This window comes from Halioglobus japonicus, from assembly GCF_001983995.1.
Lineage (GTDB): Bacteria > Pseudomonadota > Gammaproteobacteria > Pseudomonadales > Halieaceae > Halioglobus > Halioglobus japonicus.
In genome coordinates, this window is record NZ_CP019450.1 from 879,740 (window position 1) to 904,270 (window position 24,531).

Genomic DNA, 24,531 nt, shown 5'->3' on the forward strand with positions numbered 1-24,531 from the left:
TTGAATATGAGCAAGCGGATTATTGTCGGCATCAGCGGCGCATCGGGCATTGTCTACGGTGTGCGCGCGTTGCAGCTGCTGCGTGAGATGGGTGTGGAGTCGCATCTGGTCATGAGCAAATCCGCTGAACTCACCCTGCACCATGAAATGGATATGAGCCTCGCTGAGCTCAAGGGCCTGGCCACCGAAGTCCATGCCATTAAAAATGTTGGCGCCACCATTGCCAGTGGTTCGTTTGTGACCGGCGGCATGCTGGTAGCGCCCTGCTCGATTCGCACCATGTCTGAGATCGCCACCGGCGTGACCTCGACATTGCTCACCCGGGCCGCCGATGTTGTTCTCAAAGAGCGGCGCCGCCTGGTGCTGATGGTGCGTGAAACACCGCTCCACACCGGCCACCTGCGCACCATGACTCAGCTGTCTGAAATGGGCGCGGTCATTGCGCCACCGGTGCCCGCCTTTTACACCCGCCCGCAGTCTCTGGATGATATGGTGACTCAAGGGGTAGGGCGAGCTCTCGAGCTGTTTGACTTGACGGTTGAGCAGGTTCAGCGCTGGCAGGGCGAGTAAGCCGCACGATGCCCATACTGTTTGGTGTTGTCCTGCTGGACCTGATTGGCTTTGGCATCGTCATCCCCATTCTTCCGTTCCTCTCGCCGCAACTGGGCGCCGACGAAATCGATATCGCCCTAATTATCGTGACCTACGCTGCCTGCGCAGGTATTTCCGGCCCCTTCTGGGGGCGTTTGTCTGATCGATACGGGCGCAAACCCATTATCATGCTCTGCCTGGCGGGCGGTGCGCTGGGGTATGTGGCACTGGGTCTCGCCGATGAGCTGTGGATGGTGTTCCTGGCGCGCGGGTTTGCCGGTCTGGTTGCGGGGAATTTCGGCGTGGCATCGGCTATGATGGCGGACATTACCGGCCCGGAAAATCGCGCCAAGGGTATGGGACTGATTGGGGCGGCCTTCGGCCTTGGCATGGTGCTGGGGCCGTTGCTCGGTGGCTTGCTGGCAGGCGACGATGGCAGTTTCACGCTGCCTTGCATTTTTGCCGGAGTGATGTCCTTGCTGGCGATTGTGGCGGCGGCCATATTCTTGCCCGAGTCGCTGACGCCGGAGCGTCGCGCGGCGAATCGCGCGCAGCAGAAGAGCCCAGAACGGGAATCGACGCTGGAGGTGCTTAAAGCCAGCAATGCGCGCACCTTTATTTTCCTTTATGCCGTACACAATGCCTGTGTCAGCTCGGCCACCTATGTGTTCCCACTCTGGGTTGCCCATGAACTGGCCTGGACCGCGCGCGAGGTCGGTATCGTGTTCGGTATTCAGGGCATGATTATGGTGGTGCTTCAGGGCGGGGCCATGGGCGCAATGGTCCGGGCTATCGGTGAATGGCGGCTGTTGACGATTACCGTTGCCCTGTTTTTCATCGGTCTGGTGGTCGCGGTATTTGCTGACACCATGCCGATGATGGTGGCGTCGATGTTTATTTCCATGTCCGGGGCGACCATGTGCATGCCCCTGCTGAATACGATATTTACCCAGCGCACGCCTGCCCGGTACCGCGGGCGCCTTATGGGTACCAGCGCATCTTCTTCATCCTGGGGGCGGGTATTTGGTCCGCTTCTCAGCGGTCTGGCGCTGGCCGTTATCGGCTACAGCGGTACCTGGGGCCTTTGGGCTGTCGTGGTAGCGTTCTACTTTGCCTGGGTGTTGTCGGAATACCGCAAATCCCGTTTTGAGAGCTTCTCTGAGTTAAATTGACATTGCCAATTCCCGGTAACACTGACTAGAGTTGTAATGAGTGTTAAGGAAACGTGCGATGACAGCTTTTCAAATCCATCCGCAGTTGCAGCAAGACTGTTATGAACTCGGGCGCCTCGATGCCTGCGCGGTCTTGTTAAACCGCAATGCCAGTGTGCCCTGGTTTATTCTTGTGCCCGACACCGAGCTGGCGGATGTACTCGATCTTCCCCAGGAGCATCGCGAGGCGGTGCTCGCCGATTGCGCGTTGATCTCCCGCTTTCTGAAGCAGGTGTTGGGATACGACAAGGTTAACTTTGCAGGCCTGGGCAATGTTGTGCCGCAAATGCATTTACACGTCATTGCACGGTCTGCAGGCGATGCCTGCTGGCCCATGCCGGTGTGGGGTCACCTGGAAGCTACCGAGGCATATGAGCAGGAACAGGTGCGCGAGTGGCAGGGTACCCTCGCTACAATGGGGAATATGCAGGTGAGCGAGCTATGACAAAACGCGTTTTGGTCACCCACCAGTTGCCGGGTGAGCGCTTCCATGATTTATGTGCCCATTGTGACGTGAACGTGTGGATGGGACCGGGCCTGCTCAGCGCTGAGGCATTACGCGAGGAGTTGGCCGGTTGTCATGGCTTATTGTGCCTGCTTACGGACCGCATTACGGCGGAGCTGTTGGCGCAAATGCCAGATCTCGAGTTTGTGTCGAGCATGTCGGTAGGTGTTGACCACGTCGATACGGCGGCGCTATCGGCTCGCAATATCCCTCTCGGACACACCCCCGGTGTGTTGGTTGATACCACCGCCGATACGGCGTTTGCCCTGATGATGGCGGCTTCCCGTCGCGTGGTGGAGGCTGACCATTTTGTGCGCCAGGGCAACTGGACGCCGGAAAATGCCTGGGCGCCGGATTTCTTTACTGGCAAGGATGTCAGTGGTGCCACTCTGGGCATTGTTGGTATGGGGGCGATTGGTCAGGCGATGGCAAGGCGGGCGCAGGGCTTTGGTATGCGTGTACTGGGCTGGAATCGCAGTCCGCGAGACGTCGCCGGGATCGACTCAGTCGACCTCGACAAACTGCTGGCCGAGAGTGATTTCGTCAGCATTCATGTTGCCCTGGCGGACGAAACCAGAATGCTGATCAATGCCGATAAGATCGCGCTGATGAAGCCCGGCTCGGTGCTGGTGAATTCGGCACGCGGCGGCATTGTCGACGAAGACGCACTGGCGCAGGCATTATTGTCCGGCCATTTATATGCGGCGGGTATTGATGTCTTCGAGCGCGAGCCCGTGCCGACAGACAACCCATTACTGACGCTACCCAATGTGGTGGTAGCGCCGCATATTGGCAGTGCGACAGTGAACACCCGAGCGAGAATGGCGGACCTGGCGGTGGAGAACGCGCTTGCTGCGCTGGCCGGCGAGCGCATGCCTCACTGTTTCAATCCGCAGATCTACGGTTAGTTGGCTTTTGGGAGCGTGCGCAAACCCTGGTCAACGGCCTTGTTCACGTTTTTTGCAACCTTGTCCGGGTCACGAGTATTCATATCGTCAACAATCTTGGTAATCACCACCCGCCACACTTCTTCGTGGCTCTGCGCATCGTTTAGCTGAATCGCAATGTTGTTGGTGGTGTGTACGCCGGCCAGGGCATTGGCGTTATCAACCATGGCCTGATTGATCAGTCGATTGGGGCGCGCTGAGGGGATGGGGTCGATGCCGCCGCTGGCATCCTGGCTGCTGACGCCTTCGCGCAGGCCCATGGCTTGCAGGTAGTCGACGGTAAACTGGGCGGAATCGGCGGAGAGTCGGTAGCCCTTGTCGGCCAGGTTGCGGTCAACCGCCGCCCGGACCAGTGGGTCCATGACGTAGAGCATGTCGTCGGAGCCGGCTTCATTGGCCAGCGGCTCGCTGCGCCACTTGTAGTAAACATAATTGCCAGAGGCGAAGTCGCCACTGTCGACAGGGCGGGTTTCAATTTCGCTGCAGGCGCTTAAAAACAGGGCTATTGCGAGCGACGCCAGGGCAGAGATGCGGCGCATGGTGTTCCTCTTCATCAGGTGGTGTAGAGTCGCCCATGGTAGCAGTAGGAAGGCGGGCCAGCCAGCAGACTGGCCCGACCGGGCTTAATTGCCGGTGATTCGAGTGACCAGGCGGTGGGCCCAGCTGTTGTAGAGATTGCGCACGTCGGCAGACGCGGTGACAGTATTGGAGCGTGCCCACATCTGTGAACCTACCCGGCGCTTGTCGCGCACGACCGCCAGCAACTCACCGCTGGCATCGTCGTACAAGCGGAGCTCAATGGATGCACTGCCTGAGTCCTCGGTGTACACGGTGGAGCGTCCCGGATTGGACTTCTCTGCCGCAAAGTCGGCGCTCGGGGCGATACGGGTCATATCGGCGTCAATGCGCAACACTTTGTCACCACTGCCGTCTGTGGCCAGGCCGGCATCCGCGGCGGCGTTGGTAATGGCGTTATTCCAGGTCTCAGCCAGTTGCTGTTCTACCTCGGGGGTAATCTCCATGTCGCGATTTATGCGGGTCTGGATGCTCTGGCCGGGCTGGACGAGTTCGGCGTCCTGGGATTTCATCGGTGTGGCTTTAATCGACGAATAGCCGCTCAGATTGGCCCCGGGTCTCGCCCAGGCTTCGGAAAAGCCGCTACTGCTCACCTTGTTCAGGCCCTGGAATTCGGAGCTGGGTGTTTCTTCCAGTACCGGGGTGCTGCTGCAGGCAGCCAGGACTACAAGTGCCAACAGGCCGCTGATGTACTTGATTTTGTTCATGTTCAAGCCCTTTTTGTCATATTTCCCACGCGATAGACAACGAGCCTACTAGAGAGTTCCGAAAAGTTCAGTTAGATGCTGAGGGGCAAGTTACTGTTTGCTAGCATCTTCTCCATAACTACAGGTTATTTCCTGACAAGGACCCACCACCATGATATCGCGCAAGCTGATTCGCACAGACCTGAACCTGCTGGTTGCCCTGCAGATTCTGCTCGAGGAGCGCAACGTAACCCGGGCCGCGGAGCGACTGTCGGTCAGCCAGCCGGCGCTCAGTAAGACTTTACAGAAGCTGCGCGACTCCTTTGAAGACGAGTTGTTCACCCGCACGGCGCACGGTCTGGTGCCCACGCCACGGGCCGAGGAACTGGGGGTGGAACTTCCCAAACTGCTGGAGACGGTTGAACGGGTGCTCGGCGATACGGATTTCGACCCCGCCACGTATGCGGGGGGCTTCCGTCTGCAGCTTCCGCCGATTCTCTGCGAGGCGCTGTTGCCCGGGTTGGTCGCAGACCTGCGTGAGCAGGCGCCTGGCGTACAGATAATTACCTCGGAGGTCTCTCCGGACTATCAGGATCAGCTGAAAAAAGGCGAAATCGATTTCGCGGCATTTGTCGCCTACGACACAGACCGCGATATCCACGCCGAGCCTATTGCCACGTTGGCACCACGCCTATACATGAGTACGTCCCATCCGCTGGTGGACAAAGATATCAGCCTTCAGGAATTTCTTGCCTACCCTCACCTGCGGCTATATTTGCCGGGGCTGACCCGGGAAAACGGGTCCATGGTGGATGACGTGCTGGGTCAGTACGGTGTACACCGGCAGATTGCACTGGAGACCACTCAGTTTGCGTCAGCCGTGGGCGTGCTGGCGCGCACCGACAGTTTGCTAGTGGCTAACGCCGGGTTTGAGGAGGGAGGGCTTTATCGTGGGCTGATTACCGGCAGGGAGTTGCCTGCCGAACTGCAGCGTATGATCCGCAACAGTCCTGGTGGCCGGCGGGGCAAAATGTCGCTAATGCGTCACACCCGCACCTCCCGCAGTGCGCCACATCAATGGATGCGCTCGCTGCTGATGAAGCACCTTAGCGGGGCAAAGCACGTAGAGCACATGCAGCAGCTGTCGGCGCTCGAGGACAAGACCTAGCCGTCGTTTTCCAGCGCCTTGAGTTTGTCCTCTGTACCGGCACGCAATGTGTCTTCGACAGATTCTGCTTTTTCCAGTGATTGCTGATAACCAGTCGGAATCACGGTGTCGTTGTCACCGCCTCCGGAGCCGGAGTACAGCACCCAACCGATGGCGCCAAGCGCCAGCAGCATTCCCAGTAGTCGCATGGTGTCTCCTCCTACATTGACAGGGCGATGCCCGTCAGCTGATCAAACGTATAGCGGCTGAGCCTGAACAGCAGTGGGTGGTCGCTGCTGCGAATAAAGTGCTCTTCACCCTCTCGATAGAACGCCAGGGTTGTCGTGCCAGCAAGGCCTTCGATTTCCAGAATCAATTCTGCTTCGTCGAGTGGGCGGGGTTCGGACACACCTTCGATTTGCAGTTGTTCCAGGTTTTGCAGCAACGCTTCCAGTTCCGCGGCATCCGGCTGTTCACCTGTGCCCAGCCGCCACTCACCACTGCTGCGGTCCACTACGTAGGTATCGGCAGCGATCCGCAGCGGGGCGCGCACTTTAAGGATATCCTCAGCGAGCCAGCGTCCCTGTTCCGTTGGCAGGTCAACCAGGTTCAGGGAAATACTGTAAATGGCGTTGTCGACATCATTGCGGGCGTGCACTTTGCGAAACCCGGGCGAGGTGCCCAGGAATACTGTGTCGATCGGCTCGCCCTGGGCAAGCAGCGTAATCTTGCGCCGGAAGTGATAGTGGGCGACCTGAAAACGCTGTCTTGCGGGCAGGGTGTGGGCCACCGCCCAGCCCGTATTTTCCTCTGCCAGGGGGGCGAGCAGCAGGTCGACCCTGGACTGTTGCGCCGGCAAATGACCCAGTGCGGGGAGTACCCAGCGTTCGCCCCGATGCTCGAGATGAACCTTATTGCCGTGGCCATCTTCTATATGAATTTCATCGATGTGGAAGTATGCGGCTTTGGTCAGAGCTTTTTGCGCACCTGCGCTGGCGTCCCCTGAAGGCGCGCGATACAGACTGAAGACCAGTACCAGCTGGACCAATAGCACCATCAACAGGGCTGTGCCGACCCGGTTCATAGCCCCAACTCCCGTGTATAGCGCCGTCGCTGTCGGTGCTGGCGGAGTTTGTGCCAGAGCGCAAGCAGCCCCAGCCAGGTCAGGGCTGCCGCGTAATTGAACACCTCAAGACTGAATTGCGCCTGGCGTTCCATGGATGGAAGCGTGCGATTAAAGTGGCCTCGGGAGCGAATATTGAGGAGTAGCTCTTCCTGCAGGGCCCAGTCAATGGTATTGCTGATGAGCTCCAGTGGGCCCAGGTACTGGGTGCCGCTGGCGTGTACCTGGGCCGTCAACACCTGGTCACTGAGAAAATCATTGGACGGGAAAATCACAACCCGGGCGGATTCCGGTGATCGGGCCACCAGGTTTTCCCCGTTGTGGCTGACCGGCGGCGTGGCGAAGAACGAGTCGAAGCGGCCCTGCACCGTAATCCCCAGATCGAAGCTGGCTCGCGCCTGTCCCGCTGGACGTTGCCAGGGTTGCAGTTCACCGTCGCTGTTACTGCGCGGCATGAGATTCGCGCCATCTCCCAGCCAGGCTCTGTCGGAGCTCCATAGCACCTTGCTGACCCGGCGGTTGTCGCGGCGCTCAACGTCCACCGGCGACATCCAGGCCATGGTCACCTGGGGCAGACTGCCGGAGATCGCGTGGCGGGCAATGGCGTCGCGGCGCACATCGATAAAGAACGGGTAGTCGATAATTCGCACATCGTTGAATTGATAGTCGCCACTGCCGCGGCGAACGGGCGCGGGAAATTTGCTCTGCTGGCGGTCCATGATCAGCTGGCGCTGAACATGAATACCGTTGTGCGCCAACCATTCTTCAAGGCCGCTGGACCAATCCCGTAATTGCAGGCCGCCGTTGTTGCGCTCCACGGTCAGTCCGGAGGTGGCGATGATGATTGTACCGCCGCGCATCAGGAACTGATCCAGCGCGAAAATAGCCTGTTGGCCCAGCTGCTTTGGCGCTGTCACCACGACAATGTCCGCCTCCGGGGAAATTTCTCCGTCGGTCAGGTCCTCTAGGACGATGCGATGATCCCGGGCGAGGGCGCGTTCAAGGTTGGCAAAGCTGGGGCCGCCGAGTCCGTGTTCTCGCAATTGTGGGTCAATGGCAGGTGTCGCCAGCGCAATCGTGCGGTTGAAGCTGCGCGCGTAGCGTTTCAGGCCTGAGTCCAGCGCCTGGCGAAACTCACCGGGGTTAAACGTGCCCGTTGGCAGCTGTACGACCTGGTGCTCGTCGGCCAGAGTGAGATAAAAATAAAATTCGTGATCGGCTTCCTCGGCGGTGCGCATCGGGGTAAAGCCCCACTGATCGTAGATCTGCCTGGCAACGGTGGCACCCTGGGCCTCTGGGTCAATTAAGCGATAGCTGAACTTGCCATCCGAGGCGTCCTCGGCGCGCTGCAGCTGGGCCTCGATCGAGTTCTTGTAGGCCTGCAGTTGGGGGGGCAGCTGGGCGCTGTCCGAGACATAGCCAATCAGTTCCACTGGGTTATCTATGCCAGTGAACAGATCGCCGCCAGAGCGATAGTTGTACAACACGTCGCGAATGGCGCGCGTAATATCAAACTCGGGATTGCGCAGCAGCACTTCTGCGGCGCCGCTGGTACTGGTGCGAACTTCAATAAGATCGGAGAACGACAGGGTCACGTGCTCCGATCCGTATTGCACAAGCACGTTAAAGTAGGCATTTACCAGCGCCGACTGGTAGCGATCGGCCACCTGGAAGGGGGTGGGCAATATCCCATAGCGCTCGTTGGCTTCGCGCTCCTGTTCCGGGTGCAGGCTGGGGTCGGTGAACTCGACGCGCACGTTGCCGATGCCGGCCGCTTCGTATTCACGAATGAGATCGCGCAGCTGTGGCTCCAGTGGCGCCAACATAGGGTGCGTGCGTCCACTGAAGTAACCGCGTATCAACAGCGGTTCATGCAGTTGTCGCAGCAGTTCCCGCGATGGCTGGGAGATTGAATAGAGCTTGCCTTCGGTTACGTCGAGGCGCGGAATGGGTAGCTTTTCAATCCACATATTGGCCAGAATCAGGTTGGCTATGACCAGCACAATGCCTGCCCGCCAGTGCCGCTGGCGCGGTGTGCTGGCCAGGCGGGCCCAGCCTTCCCGTTCCAGGGTGTATACATTCAGGGCGAGAAAGGCAAAGGTCACACTGATGTAGAAGAACAAGTCGCGGATATCAATGACACCGCGGGTAATACTGCTGAAGCGTGAACCGGTGCCAAAGTGGCGCAGGGTCTCCGCGGTGCTGGTGGAGAAAAAGTCCGTGAACACACCGCTGCCGGACAGGAACATCAGACCACACAGGATGACGCTGGCGATCATGCTGACGATGGGGTTGTCGGTGCGCGAGGACACGAACAAGCCGACTGCAATGTACAGCGCGCCGAGCATAAATGAGGCCAGGTAGCCGGCCAATACCGGGCCCCAGTCCAGATCTGCGATAAGCGCGACCGTGACGGGCAGGGGCACAGTGCTGATCAACGCAAGCAATAACAGGCACAGGCAGGAGCGGAATTTACCAAACACAAACCGCCACAGGGCACTGGGCTGGATGAGTACATGTTCGAGTGTGCCGGTGCGCCGCTCTTCGCTCCACATGCGCATGGTTAGCGCTGAGCAGAGAAAAATCAGCAGTATCGGCATCCATTGGAACAGCGGTCTAACGTCGGCGATATTGCGGGCGAAGAACGAAGAACCCCAAAAAAACACGAACAGGCAGACCGCGGCAAAACTGCCTAGAAACAGCCAGGCCACCGGAGAGGCGAAAAACAGTCCGATTTCTTTTTGCGCCACCCGGCGCGCAACCGGCCTAGTCTTCACGATCAACCACTTCATTGAATATGTCATCGAGGTGGCGGGATTGCCGGTCGAGCATAAATAGCCGAGCGCCGGCCTGATTGACACAGGCGGCAATATTGCCCGCTGCGGTATCGGGATCGCTGCCCTCGCGCAGGGACAGGCAGTATTCGCCCGCTTCTGCAGAACCCTCGAGTTTTCTCACCGCGGCTATTTGCGGCATACGCGCCAGTTGCGTTTCCAGGTCGGCCACGGTGTTGTCCGTGCGCAGCAGCAGTTCCCCACAGCTGCGCAGCTCACTCATTTGCCGGTCGATCGCGAGCTGGCCATTGCGCAGGATCAGCACTCGATCGCAGACCGCTTCCACCTCCTGCAGGATGTGGGTAGAGATAATAATCGTGGCTCGGCGCGCGAGTTGGGTAATCAGCTGGCGCATTTGTTCAGTCTGGCGCGGATCCAGGCCATTGGTGGGTTCGTCGAGGATGAGTAGCCGTGGCCTGCCGAGTATGGCCTGGGCAACACCCACTCTCTGTTTCATGCCGCGGGACAGCTGGCCGATGACATCCAGCGCCCTGTCCTGGATATAAGTGGCGTGTAAAGCCTCCTTGACGGCGCGCATACGCTCACTTGGTGCAATGCCTTTAATCGTGGCCACGTAGTCGAGATAGTCCGCCACCATCATGTCCGGGTATACCGGCAAGTTTTCGGGCAGGTAACCCAGTTGGCGCTGCAGTGCATAGGCGTTCTGGCCGAGATCCTGGCCATTAACGCGCACCACGCCTGTGGTGGGTTCCAGATAGCCGCTGAGCATCCGCATGATGGTGGTTTTGCCTGCACCATTGGGGCCTAGCAGGCCGACAACCTCGTTGCTGCCGATGTCGAAAGAGACATTGGACACCGCGGTCGTGCGACCGAACTGGCGGGTGAGGTGCGAGGCTTCAATCATCCCTGGTTGTCACTCGCGTGATTCAGTCTTCCGTCCAGGGGTCGCGCATGGTGACGAACTCCTCGGCGGCAGTAGGGTGAATACCAATCGTATTATCGAACACGGCCTTGGTGGCCCCGGCCTTCATCGCGATTGCAATGCCCTGCATGATTTCACCGGCATCGGGCCCAACCATATGCACGCCCACAACCTTGTCTGACGCCTTGTCGACGATTAACTTCATGAAGCTGCGCTCGTCGCGTCCGCTGATGGTGTGTTTCATGGGTTTGAAGCTGGATTTGTAGAGCTCGATGTCACCAAATTTGGCCTGTGCCTCTTCTTCCGTAAAGCCGACGGTGCCGATATTGGGCTGACAGAAGACGGCAGTGGGAATGAACTCGTATTCGGGCGAGGCTTCCATGGCGGCAAACTCCCGGCGGGCGAATGCCATGCCCTCAGCCAGCGCTACAGGAGTCAGTTCCATGCCACCGGTGACATCGCCCAGAGCAAAAATGCTGGGGCTGCTGGTGCGGAACTGGGCGTCGACGGCGATGGTGCCGTTGTCTATGAGTTGAACGTCGACATTTTCCAGGCCCAGCCCAGTCAGATTGGGTTTGCGGCCGGTGGCATACAGCACGGCGTCTGCCTCCATTGTGCTGCCATCGGAGAGTGTCAGCTTGTAGCCGGTCATGCGTTGCTCGATGGAAGTCACATTGGTTTCGAAGCGCAGGTCGACGCCGGTTTTGCGGATTTCCTGTGCGGCGTGGGCCCGGATATCAGCATCGAAACCGCGCAGGAACAGCGGACCGCGGTAAAGTTGGGTCACGTTGGCACCCAGGCCGTTAAAAATGCCGGCAAACTCGGTGGCGATGTAGCCGCCGCCCACCACCACCAGGCGCTTTGGGAAGCTCTCAAGGTCAAATACTTCGTTTGAGGTGATGGCGAACTCGCTGCCGGGGAAGTCGGGCACATGTGGCCAGCCGCCTGTGGCTATAAGAATTCGCTCGGTGGAGAATTGTTGCTCGCCTACCGCCACGGTGTGTTCATCCACGATGGTCGCGCGGCCATCGATGAGATCGGCCTCCACCCCGGATAACAGGTTGCGATAGATGGCATTGAGCCGGGAAATCTCGGTTTTCTTGCTGTCGCGCAGTGTCGCCCAGTCAAAACTGGGCACGCCCGCTTCCCAGCCAAAGCCCTGGGCATCGCTGAAGCCTTTGCCATACTCCGAGGCATAGACATAAAGTTTCTTGGGCACACAGCCGACATTGACGCAGGTGCCGCCCATGTATCGATCCTCGGCGACCGCCACACGCGCCCCAAAGCCGGCAGCCATGCGGGCTGCGCGTACGCCGCCTGAGCCGGCGCCAATGACAAACAGGTCGTAATCGAGGTTGGACACGTGGTTTCTCCTTTGGATAACTGCCGCTAGTCTAGCAGTAGCGCCTCAGCGCCTGAACTATGCGTGTCATAAATACCTTTTATCGTGGTTTTCGGCGCTTCGCTGCTAGATTAGTATTTATATCCCGCTAGGCGGTACATTAGTCCCGCGTTAACCCAACAGGAACAACAATGAAGACGCTATACCTGAAAATAATCCTGCCCCTGCTTATGTTGTGTGTCACCGCTGCACCCCTGCACGCCGAAGAGGCTGCAACTGCTGCGGATGAGATCATGCTGAAAAATGGCTCCCGTATTATTGGCACCGTGGTCGAGGTCCGGGATGGTTCGGCCAAGGTCGAAACTGATTTTGCCGGTACTCTGGCAATTGCTTTGGACCAGATTGTCTCCATGCGCACAACGGAGTCGGTCGTACTGCAAATGGCAGACGACACCGTGCTCGAGGATCAAACCCTGACGATTGTCGATAACCAGCTACAGGTGGTCGACGCCAGTGGCGCCTCCCAATCGCTAGCGCTGGAACAGTTGGCTATTGTGAACCCCCAACCCTGGGAAATGGGCCACGGTTACGACTGGACCGGTCTGGTGAATTTCGCCATGACTATTGAGAAAGGTAACAGTGATACTGAAGAGCTGGACTATCGTCTCGAATCGGTATGGCGCAGCGATGATGATCGCTACACCTTGAAGTTCTATGGCGAGATCGACGAGGCAAATGACGTCAAAAGCGCTGACAACTGGACGATTATTGGCAAATACGACTACTTCTTCAGTGAGCGCACCTACTGGGGCGTGAACGCCTACGCAGAGGCGGACGAGTTCGCTGATCTAGATCTGCGGTACTACATTGGCCCCTACATTGGCCGCGAGTTCCTGACCGATCCGCTGCTCTCGCTCTCTGCGGAGGTAGGTGCGTCATACGTTAATGAGGATTTTTCGACCGCGCCTGACCAGGACTATCCCGGTGCCAACTGGGGTGTGCATATGGCTAGTAACTACCTAGGAGGTGACTCGCGTCTGTACTTCGATCAGCTCGGTGTCTGGAACCTCGATGAGACCTCCGACATTATCGTCAACACCACCCTTGGCCTGGCCTTCCCGCTGTTATGGGGCTTTGAGGCCGCCGCCGAAATTCTCTGGGAATACGACTCCGGCGCTGTAGAAGGTGTTGAGAAGATGGATGAAACCTATGCCTTCCGCTTAGGTTACACCTGGTAAATCACCCCGCCATTCGCTGTGCTGCTGCGAGCTGTTGTAGCAGCGGCACGGTATCCTTCAGGGCCAGACAGGCATCGGTAATACTCTGGCCATATAACAGCTGATCGCTCATGGGCTGGTTGCCCGCCACCAAATGGCTCTCCAGCATCACCCCACGCAGGGCTGTTTGCCCACCATGAATCTGCTCGCACAGGCTGCTGATGACCTGGGCCTGGCGTCGATGATCCTTTTCGCTGTTGCCGTGGCTGCAATCCACAATCAGTGAGGCCGGTAACTGCGCTTCAGCCAGGGCGCTGGCTGCGGCCTGGACGGCTTGTGGCTCGTAATTGGGGCCGGTTTGCCTGCCGCCGCGCAAAATCAGATAGCTGTGTGGGTTGCCCTTGGACTTGAGGATCGCTGGTGTCCCTTCCTTGGTCAGTGAAGGGAACCAGTGGCTGTGACTGGCACTGCGAATGGCATCAATGGCCACGTCGATATGGCCATTGGTGCCGTTTTTGAAGCCCACGGGCATGGACAGGCCCGATGCCAGTTCCCGGTGAACCTGGCTTTCAACCGTGCGCGCGCCAATGGCGCCAAAGCTCACCAGATCGGCGTAGTACTGGCCAAAGGTGGTATCGAGAAACTCGCTGGCGGAGGGCAGTCCTATGTGGGCGACATCCAGCAGGACTTTACGAGCCAGGTGAAGACCCTTGTTGATCTGGAAGCTGCCGTCAAGGTCAGGGTCGTTAATCAGGCCTTTCCAGCCAATTACTGTGCGCGGCTTCTCGAAGTAAACCCGCAGGACCGGGAACAGGGCGTCTGCCAGGGGTTCACAGGCCGCCTGAAAGCCCCTGGCAAACTCCAACAAGGCATCGGGGTCGTGCACTGAGCAGGGCCCGGCAATGACCAGGATGCGCGGATCCCGGCCTGCAAGTATGGCCTCCACGGCTCTGCGATGCGCCGCCACCGTTTCGGCTGTGGCCGTATCCAGGGGAGTTCCTCGGCCAGCACCCAGGGGCTGATGAGCGGCCGGGTATGTTCAATACGAATGTTGTCTGTACTACTCATTGGTCATGCCGGGTGTGTAAGTGCTTACTATATTTTTTACTTTCAGCGTTAGGAGGCGCCTTGGATTCCCTGTGGGCATAAAAAAGGGCGACCGGGTCGCCCTTTTTTTCAGTGCTGGCGCCGAGGGCTAGCGGCTGCCTTTCACCAGGCCACGGAACCAGTCAGCCCAGGTCTCGTGCTTGTAATCGGTGAATTCACCGGCGTCCATGAACATGCCGTGCTCGGCACATTCCTCAAACCAGATGTGCGGCTGCTTGGGATCGGAGCGCTTTTCCATTTCCTTGCCACAACGCGGGCAGGCAATGTCTTCGACGGCATCCCACTTCTTACCTTCATCGGGATCGCCCATATCGAGGGCGTCGCCCATCCACTTGCCTTTGAGTGCTTCAGCTTCACCAGTATCGAACCAGATGCCCTGGCAGTGGGTGCAGCGATCAATGACAACGTCACCGCCGTAGGTGATTTCGTTCATGCCGTGGCCACATTTTGGGCATTTCATGCTGTGCTCGTCGGGGTTGTATTCCATTTGTTGTCCCTTAATACGATCGGTTAAGTGCTTCTAAACAATAACAGGGGCTGAGTCTAGCTCAGAGATGTGCAGTTGTCCCGTCCGGATTGTGCCAGTTTCACTGCAGTTGAGCGGCGGGCGGGGATATTTTCAGCTACGTTTAATTTTCAGACTTATGATACTAGGCCTCAACTGATACAAACGGGGCCGTGCGACTGTGCCCCATCGGGAGAACGCTCCATGATCAGACATACATTATTGTTTCTTGCAGGCGCCGCTCTGGCGATCGCTCCCGCCTTCGCCGATGGCGATGCTGCGGCAGGCCAGGCCAGTTATGCGACCTGTATTGCCTGTCACGGCGACAACGCCCAGGGCAATAAAGCGCTTAACGCACCGCGCCTGAACCATCTGGAACCGGTGTATATTGCCGCGCAGTTGCATAAGTTTCGTTCCGGTGCCCGCGGTGGCGAAGGCGCAACGGCAACCGCCAAGACCATGGCGCCGATGGCGGCCGTGCTTGCCGATGACGCCGCTGTCGTGAACGTGGCTGCCTATATCGCCGGCCTGGAAAGCCCCGCCTCTACGGCCACCGTCGAAGGCGATACCAACATGGGTGCCGACTATTACAACCAGTTCTGCGGTGCCTGCCATGGTGCCGGCGCTGTGGGTAACCCCGCGCTCAATTCTCCGCGCCTGGCTGGCGGTGACGATTGGTATCTGCAGGCACAGCTGCTGGCGTTCCGCAGCGGAGAACGCGGTGCCCACCCTGACGACAAAACGGGCAAACAAATGCGTGCCATGGCGATGATTCTGCCGAATGAGCAGGCCGTGCGCGATGTTGTGGCTTATCTGCACAGCCTGGGGCAGTAAGAGGCCCATATCGTGGTAAGGATTCTCGCAATACTGGCCCTTCTCTGGAGCGCTGCAAGTGCGGCGGAGTTATCCGCTGATATCGCCCTGCGTGCCGATTGTCCTCCGGGATTCGAACTGGACGCCGGCCACTGTGAAATGCGCAGCCTCTACCAGATGTACAATTCGCTGCAGGGGCCGGCATGGGTGGGCCTACTACCGGGCTTCCCGAATGGCGCGATGGCTTTACGCCTCAGCAAACCGACCTCGGCCGCTACCTGTTCTTTGATCCGGTACTGTCGCGCGACGGCAGCGTCAGTTGCGCAACCTGCCACCACCCTGACAAGGGCTTTGCGGACGGGCGCGCAGTGAGTGTAGGCATCGACGGACATACGGTCACGCGCTCAGCGCCTACGCTATGGAATGTCGGTTTCCTTAAGACGCTGTTCTGGGATGCCCGCTCCACGACGCTGGAAGACCAGGCTACAGGGCCGCTGTACTCATCCCATGAAATGGGTAACAACCCACAGCAGCTGCTGGAAACCCTCAATGCGATTCCCTTGTACCGCAAGCTGTTTGCCGAGGCCTTTCCGGGTGACGACGAGATTGTCCTGGATGAGATCTACAGTGCTTTGACCGCGTTCCAGGTAAGTCTGGTCTCCCTGAACAGCCGCTATGATCAATACGCCCACGGCTACCATGAAGCGTTGACGGAACCGGAGATCGAGGGCATGAACATCTTCCGTTCCTTTGTTGCACGCTGTGCCGAATGTCACACGCCGCCACTGTTCACCAATGGCCAGATTGCCGTCATTGGCACGCCAGAGCCCGAGGGCATGGCCTTTGATCCCGGAGCCCAGGTGCCGATGAATGAGCCTACCCAACGCGGCGGATTCAAGATTCCCACGCTGCGCAATATTGAACTGACCGCGCCGTATATGCATTCAGGTCGATTTGAGACCCTGCGCGAGACCGTGGCGTTCTATACTGGCGGGCGAGGGCACGCGGTCCCGGAAGGCGAAGAGTTGGTTTTGCACTGGCATATCTGGGAGCCCAACCTGACCAACGATGAACTCGACCGCCTGGTTGATTTCATGAAGACACTGACAGACGACAGTTTCAAACCAAAAACACCTGAACGCCTGCCCTCCGGCCTGGCGCTGGTGCACGATAATCCCCCGCTTGCCCGGGGACATGACGACGGAGAAAAAACCGATGAATAAACTCGTAGCCGCTGTAGGGGCCGTGGTGTTGTTGGCGGGGGGTTATTATCTCGGCAACTCCAACACCCCGGAACCCACGGTCATTAAAGTACCAGAGGCGCCCAAAGCCGCATTTTCATCCGGCGGTGCAGATGAAGTTGCTGCTGCCGGCGCGGCCAATGTCGCCATTCGCAGCCTGGCGACGCCTGCCAGTGGCGAGCTTATCGTTGTAAAAGACGGCGAATCCATTCAGGACGCCGTTAAAGCAGCGAGCCCCGGTGCAACCATTAAAGTGATGCCCGGCACCTACAAGGAAACGGTTTACGTCGATAAAGACAACATCACCCTGTCCGGCGTTATCGAAGACGGTCAGTATCCGGTAATGGACGGCGAGGGCGTGCTCAATGACGCGGTGCTGTACTCTGGTAATGGTTTTACCGTAGAAAACCTGTATATCACCCGCTACAAAGGCAATGGCGTGATGGGGCAGGCGGGTAACAACTTTATTATCCGCAACAACTTCATCATCGATACCGGCGTATACGGTATTTTCCCGCAGCTGGGTAAAAACGGCCTGGTGTCACACAACGTGATCTCTGGTATCGAAGATGCCGCCATTTACGTGGGCATGTCTGACAATATTGATGTGGTTTATAACCAGGTATTTGAGAGCGTGGCTGGCATTGAAATTGAGAACAGCCGTTCAGCGCTGGTTGAAGCCAACTATGTTTACAACAACACTGGCGGTATTCTCGCGTTCATCACGCCTGGATTGCCGATCAAGGATTGCTCGGATGTCATTATCCGCAACAACTTCGTGGTCGGTAACAACCACGAGAACTTCGCCATCCCCGGCTCTCTGGTATCCAATATCCCCGAGGGAACAGGCATGCTGATCATGGCCTGTGACGACGTAGTGGTTGAAAACAATATCATTACTGGCAACGACTCTGTTGGTATCCTGTTCACCGACTTCTCGCTGGCCACCAGTGCGGCATTGGACCCAGATTCTGAGCCCAACCCCAACCGTCCCAAGATCCTCAACAACCTGATGCTCGACAACGGCAAGAACCCCACCAAGCTGGTACAGGCATTCCTGGCGACCAAACTGGAAACAGAAGGTCAGGATATTGTTGATACCGTCGGTATGGACGATGGCTGTATTCTCGAACCGACCCGTTACCGCACCATTGGCCTGGAGAAATACACCGAGTGTGAATTCGACTCCACGTCCAACGTGCTGACCTACATGCTGCCTGAGCCGGTTGCACCTCGCGCCGACGATCCCAATATGGATGAAGGCAAGCTTGTCTACTACGGCATCTGTGCCGGCTGTCATGCCTACAGCTCGCGCATGATTGGTCCGCCCACACAGATTGTGCAGGCGCTATACATGGATAACCCGGAAGGCATCGCCGCCTTCGCTGCCAACCCGATGAAGAAGCGCGACGACTATCCGGAAATGCCGCCGCAGTCGCATCTCGATGAAGAGACGCTGCTCAAGGCCGCTGAATTTATGCTCAAGCTTAAGAACTGATTTGTAGTTATGCGATTTGCAAGCCGCCCTTTCAGGGCGGCTTTTTTTTGCCAAAAAATTTTATCTATCTGTCACCTGAGTTGCCCGAGCGAGTTTCTAAAATCGCTGGTCAAAAAATAATCGTTACATTGATCGAAATTCGGCCTACACTAACTGTGCAGTATCTACTAAAACCACACGGAGCATGTGAAGCAATGTTGGAAAAAGAACTGGCTCAGGCCACGAAGATGGCTGAACAAGCCAACAAAAAAGTAGAGCAGCTTCGCAAGAAGCTTGTGTCCGAATCTGAAAAGGCGAATGCGCGCGCCAAGCGAGAACTACAAGCGGCACGGAAGCGTTACACCACAGCAAACGCACGATTGAAAAAAGCCCGTGCGGCGGTCAAGAAGAAAGCCACTCCGGCAAACCAGCAAAAAGTTGATGCACTGATGAAGCAGGTTCAGGACCTCGCTGAATCCGTCGCCAAGATTACTGTGACAGCGTACGAGGCTGCGCAGAATTACACCTCGGTGAAAGCGGACGCCATTCTGGCCGAACGCAAGGCCAAGGCGGCAGACCAGGCAGCTGATGTTGTAGAAAAGGCAGCGTCCAAGGCCAAGAAGAAAAAGCCTGCCAAGAAAAAAGCGGCAGCGAAGAAGAAAGCCCCGGCCAAGAAAAAGGCCGCGGTGAAGAAAAAAGCGCCGGCTAAAAAGAAAGCTGCCGTGAAGAAAAAAGCGGCACCTAAGAAAAAGGCCGCAGCCAAGAAGAAGGCTCCAGCTAAAAAGAAAGCGCCGGCAAAGAAAAAAGCCGCCGCTAAAAGGTAATCACGCAACCGTGACCTGATACCGGCGCCACCGGTATCAGGGCCTAATCTCCCCCGATCGGGCGCTGCTCCGGCGCCCGGCTCTGTTTGTTCAGTCTGCTATTTTGTCCTTTGGTCGCATTTGGCTGACGCGACGCTGGTACTTTGCTTACATTATAATACTATCGCCTTAATATTTGAGGTGACTGATGTGAAGCGACACATTGCCACTAGGCTAACTGCTGCAGCGCTTGCCGCCGCGGTGTTAGCGGCTTGTAGCCCCGAGCCCCGCGGTCGCGGTGACATTGCTGGCGAGCGCCTGCAGGAAGCCGTGGTCAGCGAGCGGGAAGCGCGCTATGTCGCAGCAGTGCCTGACCCAGCGGAGCCATTGGCGGGGCAAAGTCAGATTTTGTTCGGCGATTTGCATGTGCATACCACGTTTTCCCCGGATGCCTTCATTATGTCATTGCCGTTAACCGGTGGTTCGGGATTGCACCCGCCTGCGGATGCCTGCGATTTCGCCCGCTACTGCGCAGCGCTGGATTTCTGGTCGATTAACGATCACGCAGAGGGGATTACGCCGCGCCGCTGGGCGGAAACGCGACAGAGTATTCGCGAGTGCAATGCCAGCGCGGGCGACCCGGCTAATCCCGATATGGTCAGTTTTCTGGGCTGGGAGTGGAGCCAGGTCGCCACGGATCCGGCCAAGCACTACGGCCATAAAAATGTGATTTTCCTCGATACGGAAGATGATCAGGTGCCCGCGCGCGCGATTGCTGCGCCCCGCGAGCGCCTTGCCCAGGCGCCGATTGGCCGGGCAGCACAGCTCATGATGTCGCTCGCCGATTTTGAAAATCGCGATTTTTATCTGGGCATCCAGTCCTATTACGACGAGATTGCAGATACTCCGGTCTGCCCAAAAGGTGTCGACACCCGCGACCTGCCGGCGAATTGCCTGGAAGTCGCCGATGACCCCCGTGAATTGTTTACCAAGCTGGATGAGTGGGGCTATGACAGCATCGTCATCCCACACGGCAATTCCTGGGGTATGAATACCCCGGCCACAACGACGCTGGACAAGCAGTTGACCCGTGAGCAGCATGACCCGAAGCGGCAAATTCTGTTTGAGGTGTATTCCGGACACGGCAATTCAGAGGAATATCGGCGCTGGCGCGCGGCGGTGAAAGAGGATGACGGCGGTCTGATATGCCCTGAACCGACGGATGACTATCTGCCGTGCTGTTATCGGGCCGGGCAGATTATCCGCCAGCGCTGTGAGGCCTCCGGCGAGAGTGCTGAAGAATGTCAGCTCCGTGACTTCGAGGCCCGTCAGAACTTTGTCGATGCGGGCAATTCAGGCCATCTGACCGTCCCCGGGCAATCTGTGGTCGACTGGCTTAACTGCGGCACCTGCCCGGATTGTTTCAACGAGCCCATGGACCATCGCCCCGCGGCCACGGCACAGTACGCGCTGGCGATCTCGGGTTTCGACGACGCACAGGACCCGCTGCGTTTCCGGTTTGGCCTCATAGGCTCCAGTGACAACCATCGCGGCCAGCCGGGCACCGGCTACAAGGAAGTGCGCCGCAAATTCATGACCGAGGCCTTTGGTTCGCCGGAGGATGGCCGGGCTGCCCGTCAGCAGCGGGATACGCGCGAGCCCCTGCCCATGTCCGAAGCCATCGATGGCAACAGCGTTGGCCTGGTGAGCGCTCGGAATATGGAGCGCCAGAATTCCTTCTGGCTCACGGGAGGACTTGCCGCCATCCACGCCAGCGGCCGCGACCGCAATGCCATCTGGTCGAGCCTGAAAAGACGTGAGGTCTATGCCACCTCGGGAGATCGCCTGCTGTTGTGGTTTGACTTACTCCATGGCGAGAAGCGACACCCCATGGGATCGGAATTGAGCCTTGCCGAGTCTCCAGTGTTCCGTGTAAGTGCCATGGGCGCTTTCAAACAGATGCCAGGCTGCCCTGACTATGCCCATAGCGGCCTCGGCGATGCGCGCTTGGAAAGCCTTTGTGGGGGTGAGTGTTACAACCCCTCCAGTGAGCGCCACGTCATTGATCGCATTGAAATTGTTCGCATACAACCTCAGGAGCGAGGGGACGAGGATGTTGCCGACCTCATCAGCGACCCCTGGAAAGTGTTTCAGTGCGATCCCGAACCCATGGGCTGTACCGTCGAGTTTAGCGATGAAGACTTTGTGGCGGGTGAGCGCGAAACGATTTACTACGCCCGGGCTATCCAGGAAACCACCGCCATGATTAACGCGGCGAACCTACGCTGTGAGTACGACGCGCAAGGCCGCTGTATTGAGGTCGACCCCTGTTACGGCGATTTCCGTACACCGGCTGATGAAGACTGTCTGGCGCCTGCTCAGCAGCGCGCCTGGTCGTCGCCTATTTTTGTAGACTTCCAGTCGCGGCAGGAACAGGAGGAGAAATGAAAACTTTAGCAATGCAGCGTGGTGCCGCGGGCAAGCTGATACTGATTGCCCTTGGTATTCTGGTAGCTGTCTCTGCCTGGCTGCTAATGAGCGATGGTTCGGCGCTGCGCAAACAGGCCGAGCTCAAAGCGCTGGATGTCATCGGTAATGCGGCGACGGCGCGTCTCGGTGGAGATGACCACGGCGAAGCCACACACGGTAGCGCAGTTGAGTTGATCAAGCGCCCGATTGAGGTAAAGCAGTTGGCGGATAGTGTCTATCAGGCCACGGGCGTGGGCAACGTGATGATGATTGTCACTGACGAGGGCAATGTGCTGTTTGATGCCGGTCTGGTCTTGCAGACGCCCAAGCAGCTGGGTGCGTTGCGCCAGGTCTCCGATGCCCCGATCAAGAAAATCATACTCAGCCACTCCCATGCAGATCACATTGGGGGCACGCGCTTCTTTGCCGAGGAAGGCACAGAGATTATCGCCCACAAACACTTCGAGGAAGAGCAGCGCTATCTGATGGAGCTTGAGCCCTATCAATATCAGCGCAACAGCACCCTCTTTCCGTGGATGCCGGCCTGGGAGGATCGCCCGGACATCGCCATGATGCGCTATGGCGGCATTATGCCCGATGTGATCGTCGACGATTACAAGGTGCATTCCTTTACGCTTGGCGGCATTGAATTTCAGGTCATAGGCACGCCGGGGGCGGAAGGCGCAGATAACGTGGTGCTATGGCTGCCCGAACAGAAAATCCTGTTCAGCGGTGACTTCTTTGGCCCGCAATTTCCGCAGTTTCCCAACGTGTTCACCATGCGCGGTGAAAAAATTCGCAAGCCGATCGAATACGTGAAGTCACTAGACGTGCTCCTGCAGCTGCCGATTGAAACCGTGGTACCCAGCCATCTCGATCCCACTACGGGGGCTGCCCAGATCAGCGCTGATATGACCCGTATTCGCGATGCGGTGCAATATGTCCATGACGAAACCGTGGCGGGCATGAATGCGGGCAAGGATGTTTACCAGCTGATGCGGGAAATCAAACTTCCCCCGAACTCGACCTGGTACAAAACCACGGCAAAGTGGATTGGGCCGTGCGCAGTATCTGGGACTACTACATGACCTGGTTCCACTTTGAGAGCACCACTGAGCTATACCCTGTTCCGGCGCGCGATGTGTATGCCGATCTGGCGGAGGCTGCCGGCAGTGAAGGCCTGCTGTCGCTGGGGCGGAACTACCTGCTCCAGGGCGAGCCAGTCAAAACCCTGCATATTGTAGAGGTGGTGCTGGCTGCCGAGCCTGCCAATATTGAAGCACTTAACCAGCGCCAACAGGCCCTGGGTGTGCTGCTGGATGCTGCCGAGCACGGCCTGAATAACGACTACGAGATTTACTGGTTACAGGCGCGTATGGCGGATACCGCGGCGCGCCTGGAAAGTCCGGTGGCTAACTAGCCATCGTTGCTGCTGCGGTAGGGGGTCATGCCCGCGCGCTGACGAGCCTTGGCGTGCCCCGCCTGCTGATCGATAGAAAAGCGGTAGGCGACGTAGTACTTGTAGATATTGGCGACATACTGCACTGGTTCGCGCCCCACCTCCCGCGCAGCAACCAACTCGACATTGTCAAACCACACATTCGGATCGTAGCCCAGTTGCTCTGCCTTGCGGCGCAGGTTGATCATGCGTGAGGGGCCGGCATTGTAGGCGGCCAGTGCAAGCAGTGATTTGTTCCGAGTGTCGATGGCCGGATCGTTGAAGTAGCGATCGCGGAGAAAATCGAGGTACTTGATGCCGGCGTGGATATTGGCGTCGGCGGTACTGATGTCGTGAATGCCGACATTTTTGTCGCTGGCGGTGGTGGGCAGCAGCTGCATGACGCCGACTGCGCCAGCGTGGCTGCGCGCACTCTGGTCCAGCCGTGATTCCTGGTAGCCCTGTGCGGCCGCGAGCAGGTAGTCCACCTCGTACTGTTCGCCATACTTCTGAAAAATATGCTGCAGCTCCAGGAAGCGCTGATAGTCACTATCATCGAGCGCATTTGCTGCCCAGTCAAAGTCACGGATATAGCGATTCTTGAGTACGTTGCCCACGAGCGTGCCCTCACGGTTCTTCTTCAGGAAATCATTGACCACCGCCGCTAGCTGCGGGCTGTCCTTGCGGAATGCCCAGGCGATCTTGCCACCTTCGCGGAACACGATATCGTCGCGCACAGTTGTATTGGTAAACACGCCTTTCCATAATGTGGGCTTGTACGAGTCCACAATGGCCCAGGGCAGCAGGCCCTTGTCGACCATTTCAATCAAGTCGTCGTCTTCCAGGAATTCCGATACGAGCTCGGTTCTGACCGGCGCCTTACCCTCCGCCAGGAGGCGTTCGTTGAGCGTTTCGATACTCTCGCGGTAGCTGCTCGACTGGCGCACGTACATGGTTTGTCCCGCGAGGTCGTCGATCGATGCGAGTGCGGGCGCCGTGGGTCCGGTAATCAAGATCTCAGAGACGTCGCGCGAGGCGGGAATGGAGAAATCAAACTGTTGCTGGCGCTCTGGGGTAATCGACAGGCTGGCATTGATGATATCGCCGTGACCCGCGAGGAGGGCAGGTACCAACTGGTTGCGCGCCATGGGAATGATCACCACATGTACCTTGACCGTCTTGCGCTGCAAACGTTTGTTCAAAAACGTTTCAAACATCGAGGAAATTTCTTTGACCAGGCCTTTTTCCTGGCCGTTTTCTTCCAGGTAGTAGCGCCCCGGGCTGTACACGGTCAGTACCCTGACCGTGCGATGTTCCTCCATGGTATCCAGATCACCCGTCCAGGGGTCCCTGAGGCCGTTGAGGGCATGCTGTGCCTGTTCTTCGGCGGAAGGCGCGAAGGGCAGAGGCTGTTCTTCAGTCTCGACCGGTTCCGCCGGCAGCGATGGCTCAGTCTGCACTTGTTCCGGTGGGGATTCGGCCGACTCCGGAGCGTTGTCGCCGCAGGCGGCCAGGCTAATCAGGCAGGTAAGGTACAGCAGTCGAGTGAGGTACTTCATTGACAGTAAGCTTAGTGGGTTTGTGCCAACATCTTCCCGTTTGCGGGATAGATTGGC

23 protein-coding genes are annotated in these 24,531 nt (G+C 58.0%); 13 read left to right on the plus strand and 10 right to left on the minus strand.

The genetic code is table 11. The features are described from left to right. Positions 1-6: 6 nt before the first annotated feature. Genes BST95_RS04215 through BST95_RS04230 form a run of 4 tightly spaced genes read left to right on the plus strand, consistent with a single transcriptional unit; the run spans position 7 to position 3,215 of the window. Positions 7-570, plus strand: coding sequence for a UbiX family flavin prenyltransferase (locus tag BST95_RS04215; RefSeq protein WP_084198278.1), 564 nt, complete (start codon positions 7-9; stop codon positions 568-570). A gap of 8 nt (positions 571-578) precedes the next feature. Beyond that, complete coding sequence (locus BST95_RS04220; RefSeq protein ID WP_084198279.1) at positions 579-1,763, plus strand: MFS transporter; 1,185 nt, start codon at positions 579-581, stop codon at positions 1,761-1,763. Positions 1,764-1,821: 58 nt separating this feature from the next. Continuing rightward, on the plus strand, positions 1,822-2,247 hold the full coding sequence (locus tag BST95_RS04225) for an HIT family protein (protein ID WP_084198280.1): 426 nt from the start codon (positions 1,822-1,824) through the stop codon (positions 2,245-2,247). Further along, positions 2,244-3,215 carry a 2-hydroxyacid dehydrogenase gene (locus BST95_RS04230; protein ID WP_066057398.1) on the plus strand — a complete coding sequence of 324 codons (972 nt, stop codon included), beginning with the start codon at positions 2,244-2,246 and terminating at the stop codon, positions 3,213-3,215. The genes BST95_RS04225 and BST95_RS04230 overlap by 4 nt, the downstream gene beginning before the upstream one ends. Here the strand turns inward: BST95_RS04230 and BST95_RS04235 are convergent. Further along, positions 3,212-3,793, minus strand: coding sequence for a DUF4136 domain-containing protein (locus tag BST95_RS04235; RefSeq protein ID WP_066057399.1), 582 nt, complete (start codon positions 3,791-3,793; stop codon positions 3,212-3,214). The genes BST95_RS04230 and BST95_RS04235 overlap by 4 nt on opposite strands. A gap of 84 nt (positions 3,794-3,877) precedes the next feature. Next, positions 3,878-4,537, minus strand: a complete 660-nt coding sequence (locus BST95_RS04240) for a DUF3313 family protein (RefSeq protein ID WP_084198281.1) — start codon at positions 4,535-4,537, stop codon at positions 3,878-3,880. A gap of 151 nt (positions 4,538-4,688) precedes the next feature. Between BST95_RS04240 and BST95_RS04245 the strand changes: the two genes are divergently transcribed. Next, a complete protein-coding gene (locus tag BST95_RS04245; RefSeq protein WP_084198282.1) occupies positions 4,689-5,684 on the plus strand; it encodes a LysR family transcriptional regulator in 996 nt (331 codons plus the stop codon). Here the strand turns inward: BST95_RS04245 and BST95_RS04250 are convergent. From BST95_RS04250 to gor, 5 genes are read right to left on the minus strand one after another with little or no spacing between them, the layout of a single operon-like run. Then, complete coding sequence (locus BST95_RS04250; RefSeq protein WP_084198283.1) at positions 5,681-5,872, minus strand: hypothetical protein; 192 nt, start codon at positions 5,870-5,872, stop codon at positions 5,681-5,683. The genes BST95_RS04245 and BST95_RS04250 overlap by 4 nt on opposite strands. Before the next feature lie 11 nt (positions 5,873-5,883). Further along, the gene (locus tag BST95_RS04255) at positions 5,884-6,747 is read right to left on the minus strand and encodes a DUF4340 domain-containing protein (protein ID WP_084198284.1); all 864 of its coding nucleotides are present in this window, start codon (positions 6,745-6,747) and stop codon (positions 5,884-5,886) included. Continuing rightward, positions 6,744-9,578 carry a DUF7088 domain-containing protein gene (locus tag BST95_RS04260; RefSeq protein ID WP_169843848.1) on the minus strand — a complete coding sequence of 945 codons (2,835 nt, stop codon included), beginning with the start codon at positions 9,576-9,578 and terminating at the stop codon, positions 6,744-6,746. Before BST95_RS04260 ends, BST95_RS04255 begins: the two co-directional genes overlap by 4 nt. Then, a complete protein-coding gene (locus BST95_RS04265; RefSeq protein ID WP_084198285.1) occupies positions 9,553-10,485 on the minus strand; it encodes an ABC transporter ATP-binding protein in 933 nt (310 codons plus the stop codon). Before BST95_RS04265 ends, BST95_RS04260 begins: the two co-directional genes overlap by 26 nt. A 22-nt stretch (positions 10,486-10,507) precedes the next feature. After that, on the minus strand, positions 10,508-11,866 hold the full coding sequence (gene gor, locus BST95_RS04270) for a glutathione-disulfide reductase (protein WP_084198286.1): 1,359 nt from the start codon (positions 11,864-11,866) through the stop codon (positions 10,508-10,510). 170 nt (positions 11,867-12,036) lie between these two features. Between gor and BST95_RS04275 the strand changes: the two genes are divergently transcribed. Beyond that, entirely contained in the window at positions 12,037-13,083 is a 1,047-nt protein-coding gene (locus BST95_RS04275) for a DUF481 domain-containing protein (RefSeq protein ID WP_084198287.1), read from the plus strand. A gap of 1 nt (position 13,084) precedes the next feature. On the opposite strand, the gene BST95_RS04280 is transcribed toward BST95_RS04275, so the two are convergent. Then, positions 13,085-14,008, minus strand: coding sequence for a 3-deoxy-7-phosphoheptulonate synthase (locus BST95_RS04280; RefSeq protein WP_338073405.1), 924 nt, complete (start codon positions 14,006-14,008; stop codon positions 13,085-13,087). A gap of 249 nt (positions 14,009-14,257) precedes the next feature. Further along, entirely contained in the window at positions 14,258-14,656 is a 399-nt protein-coding gene (locus BST95_RS04285) for a zf-TFIIB domain-containing protein (protein WP_229801752.1), read from the minus strand. A gap of 222 nt (positions 14,657-14,878) precedes the next feature. Between BST95_RS04285 and BST95_RS04290 the strand changes: the two genes are divergently transcribed. The 7 genes from BST95_RS04290 (at position 14,879) to BST95_RS04320 (ending at position 22,897) form a co-directional block, all read left to right on the plus strand. Further along, positions 14,879-15,508 (plus strand): c-type cytochrome, encoded by a 630-nt coding sequence (locus tag BST95_RS04290; RefSeq protein WP_084198288.1) that lies wholly within the window; start codon positions 14,879-14,881, stop codon positions 15,506-15,508. A gap of 182 nt (positions 15,509-15,690) precedes the next feature. Beyond that, positions 15,691-16,710 carry a cytochrome-c peroxidase gene (locus BST95_RS04295; protein WP_338073406.1) on the plus strand — a complete coding sequence of 340 codons (1,020 nt, stop codon included), beginning with the start codon at positions 15,691-15,693 and terminating at the stop codon, positions 16,708-16,710. Next, complete coding sequence (locus BST95_RS04300; protein WP_084198289.1) at positions 16,703-18,226, plus strand: parallel beta-helix domain-containing protein; 1,524 nt, start codon at positions 16,703-16,705, stop codon at positions 18,224-18,226. Before BST95_RS04295 ends, BST95_RS04300 begins: the two co-directional genes overlap by 8 nt. A gap of 194 nt (positions 18,227-18,420) precedes the next feature. Beyond that, positions 18,421-19,029 (plus strand): hypothetical protein, encoded by a 609-nt coding sequence (locus BST95_RS04305; protein ID WP_066057432.1) that lies wholly within the window; start codon positions 18,421-18,423, stop codon positions 19,027-19,029. Between the two features lie 189 nt (positions 19,030-19,218). Then, entirely contained in the window at positions 19,219-21,456 is a 2,238-nt protein-coding gene (locus BST95_RS04310; RefSeq protein ID WP_084198290.1) for a DUF3604 domain-containing protein, read from the plus strand. Next, a complete protein-coding gene (locus tag BST95_RS04315; RefSeq protein WP_084198291.1) occupies positions 21,453-22,565 on the plus strand; it encodes an MBL fold metallo-hydrolase in 1,113 nt (370 codons plus the stop codon). The genes BST95_RS04310 and BST95_RS04315 overlap by 4 nt, the downstream gene beginning before the upstream one ends. After that, a complete protein-coding gene (locus BST95_RS04320; protein ID WP_169843849.1) occupies positions 22,538-22,897 on the plus strand; it encodes an alkyl sulfatase dimerization domain-containing protein in 360 nt (119 codons plus the stop codon). Before BST95_RS04315 ends, BST95_RS04320 begins: the two co-directional genes overlap by 28 nt. On the opposite strand, the gene BST95_RS04325 is transcribed toward BST95_RS04320, so the two are convergent. Further along, on the minus strand, positions 22,894-24,474 hold the full coding sequence (locus tag BST95_RS04325; protein WP_084198293.1) for an MltF family protein: 1,581 nt from the start codon (positions 24,472-24,474) through the stop codon (positions 22,894-22,896). The two genes, BST95_RS04320 and BST95_RS04325, sit on opposite strands and share 4 nt — an antisense overlap. Positions 24,475-24,531 lie beyond the last annotated feature (57 nt).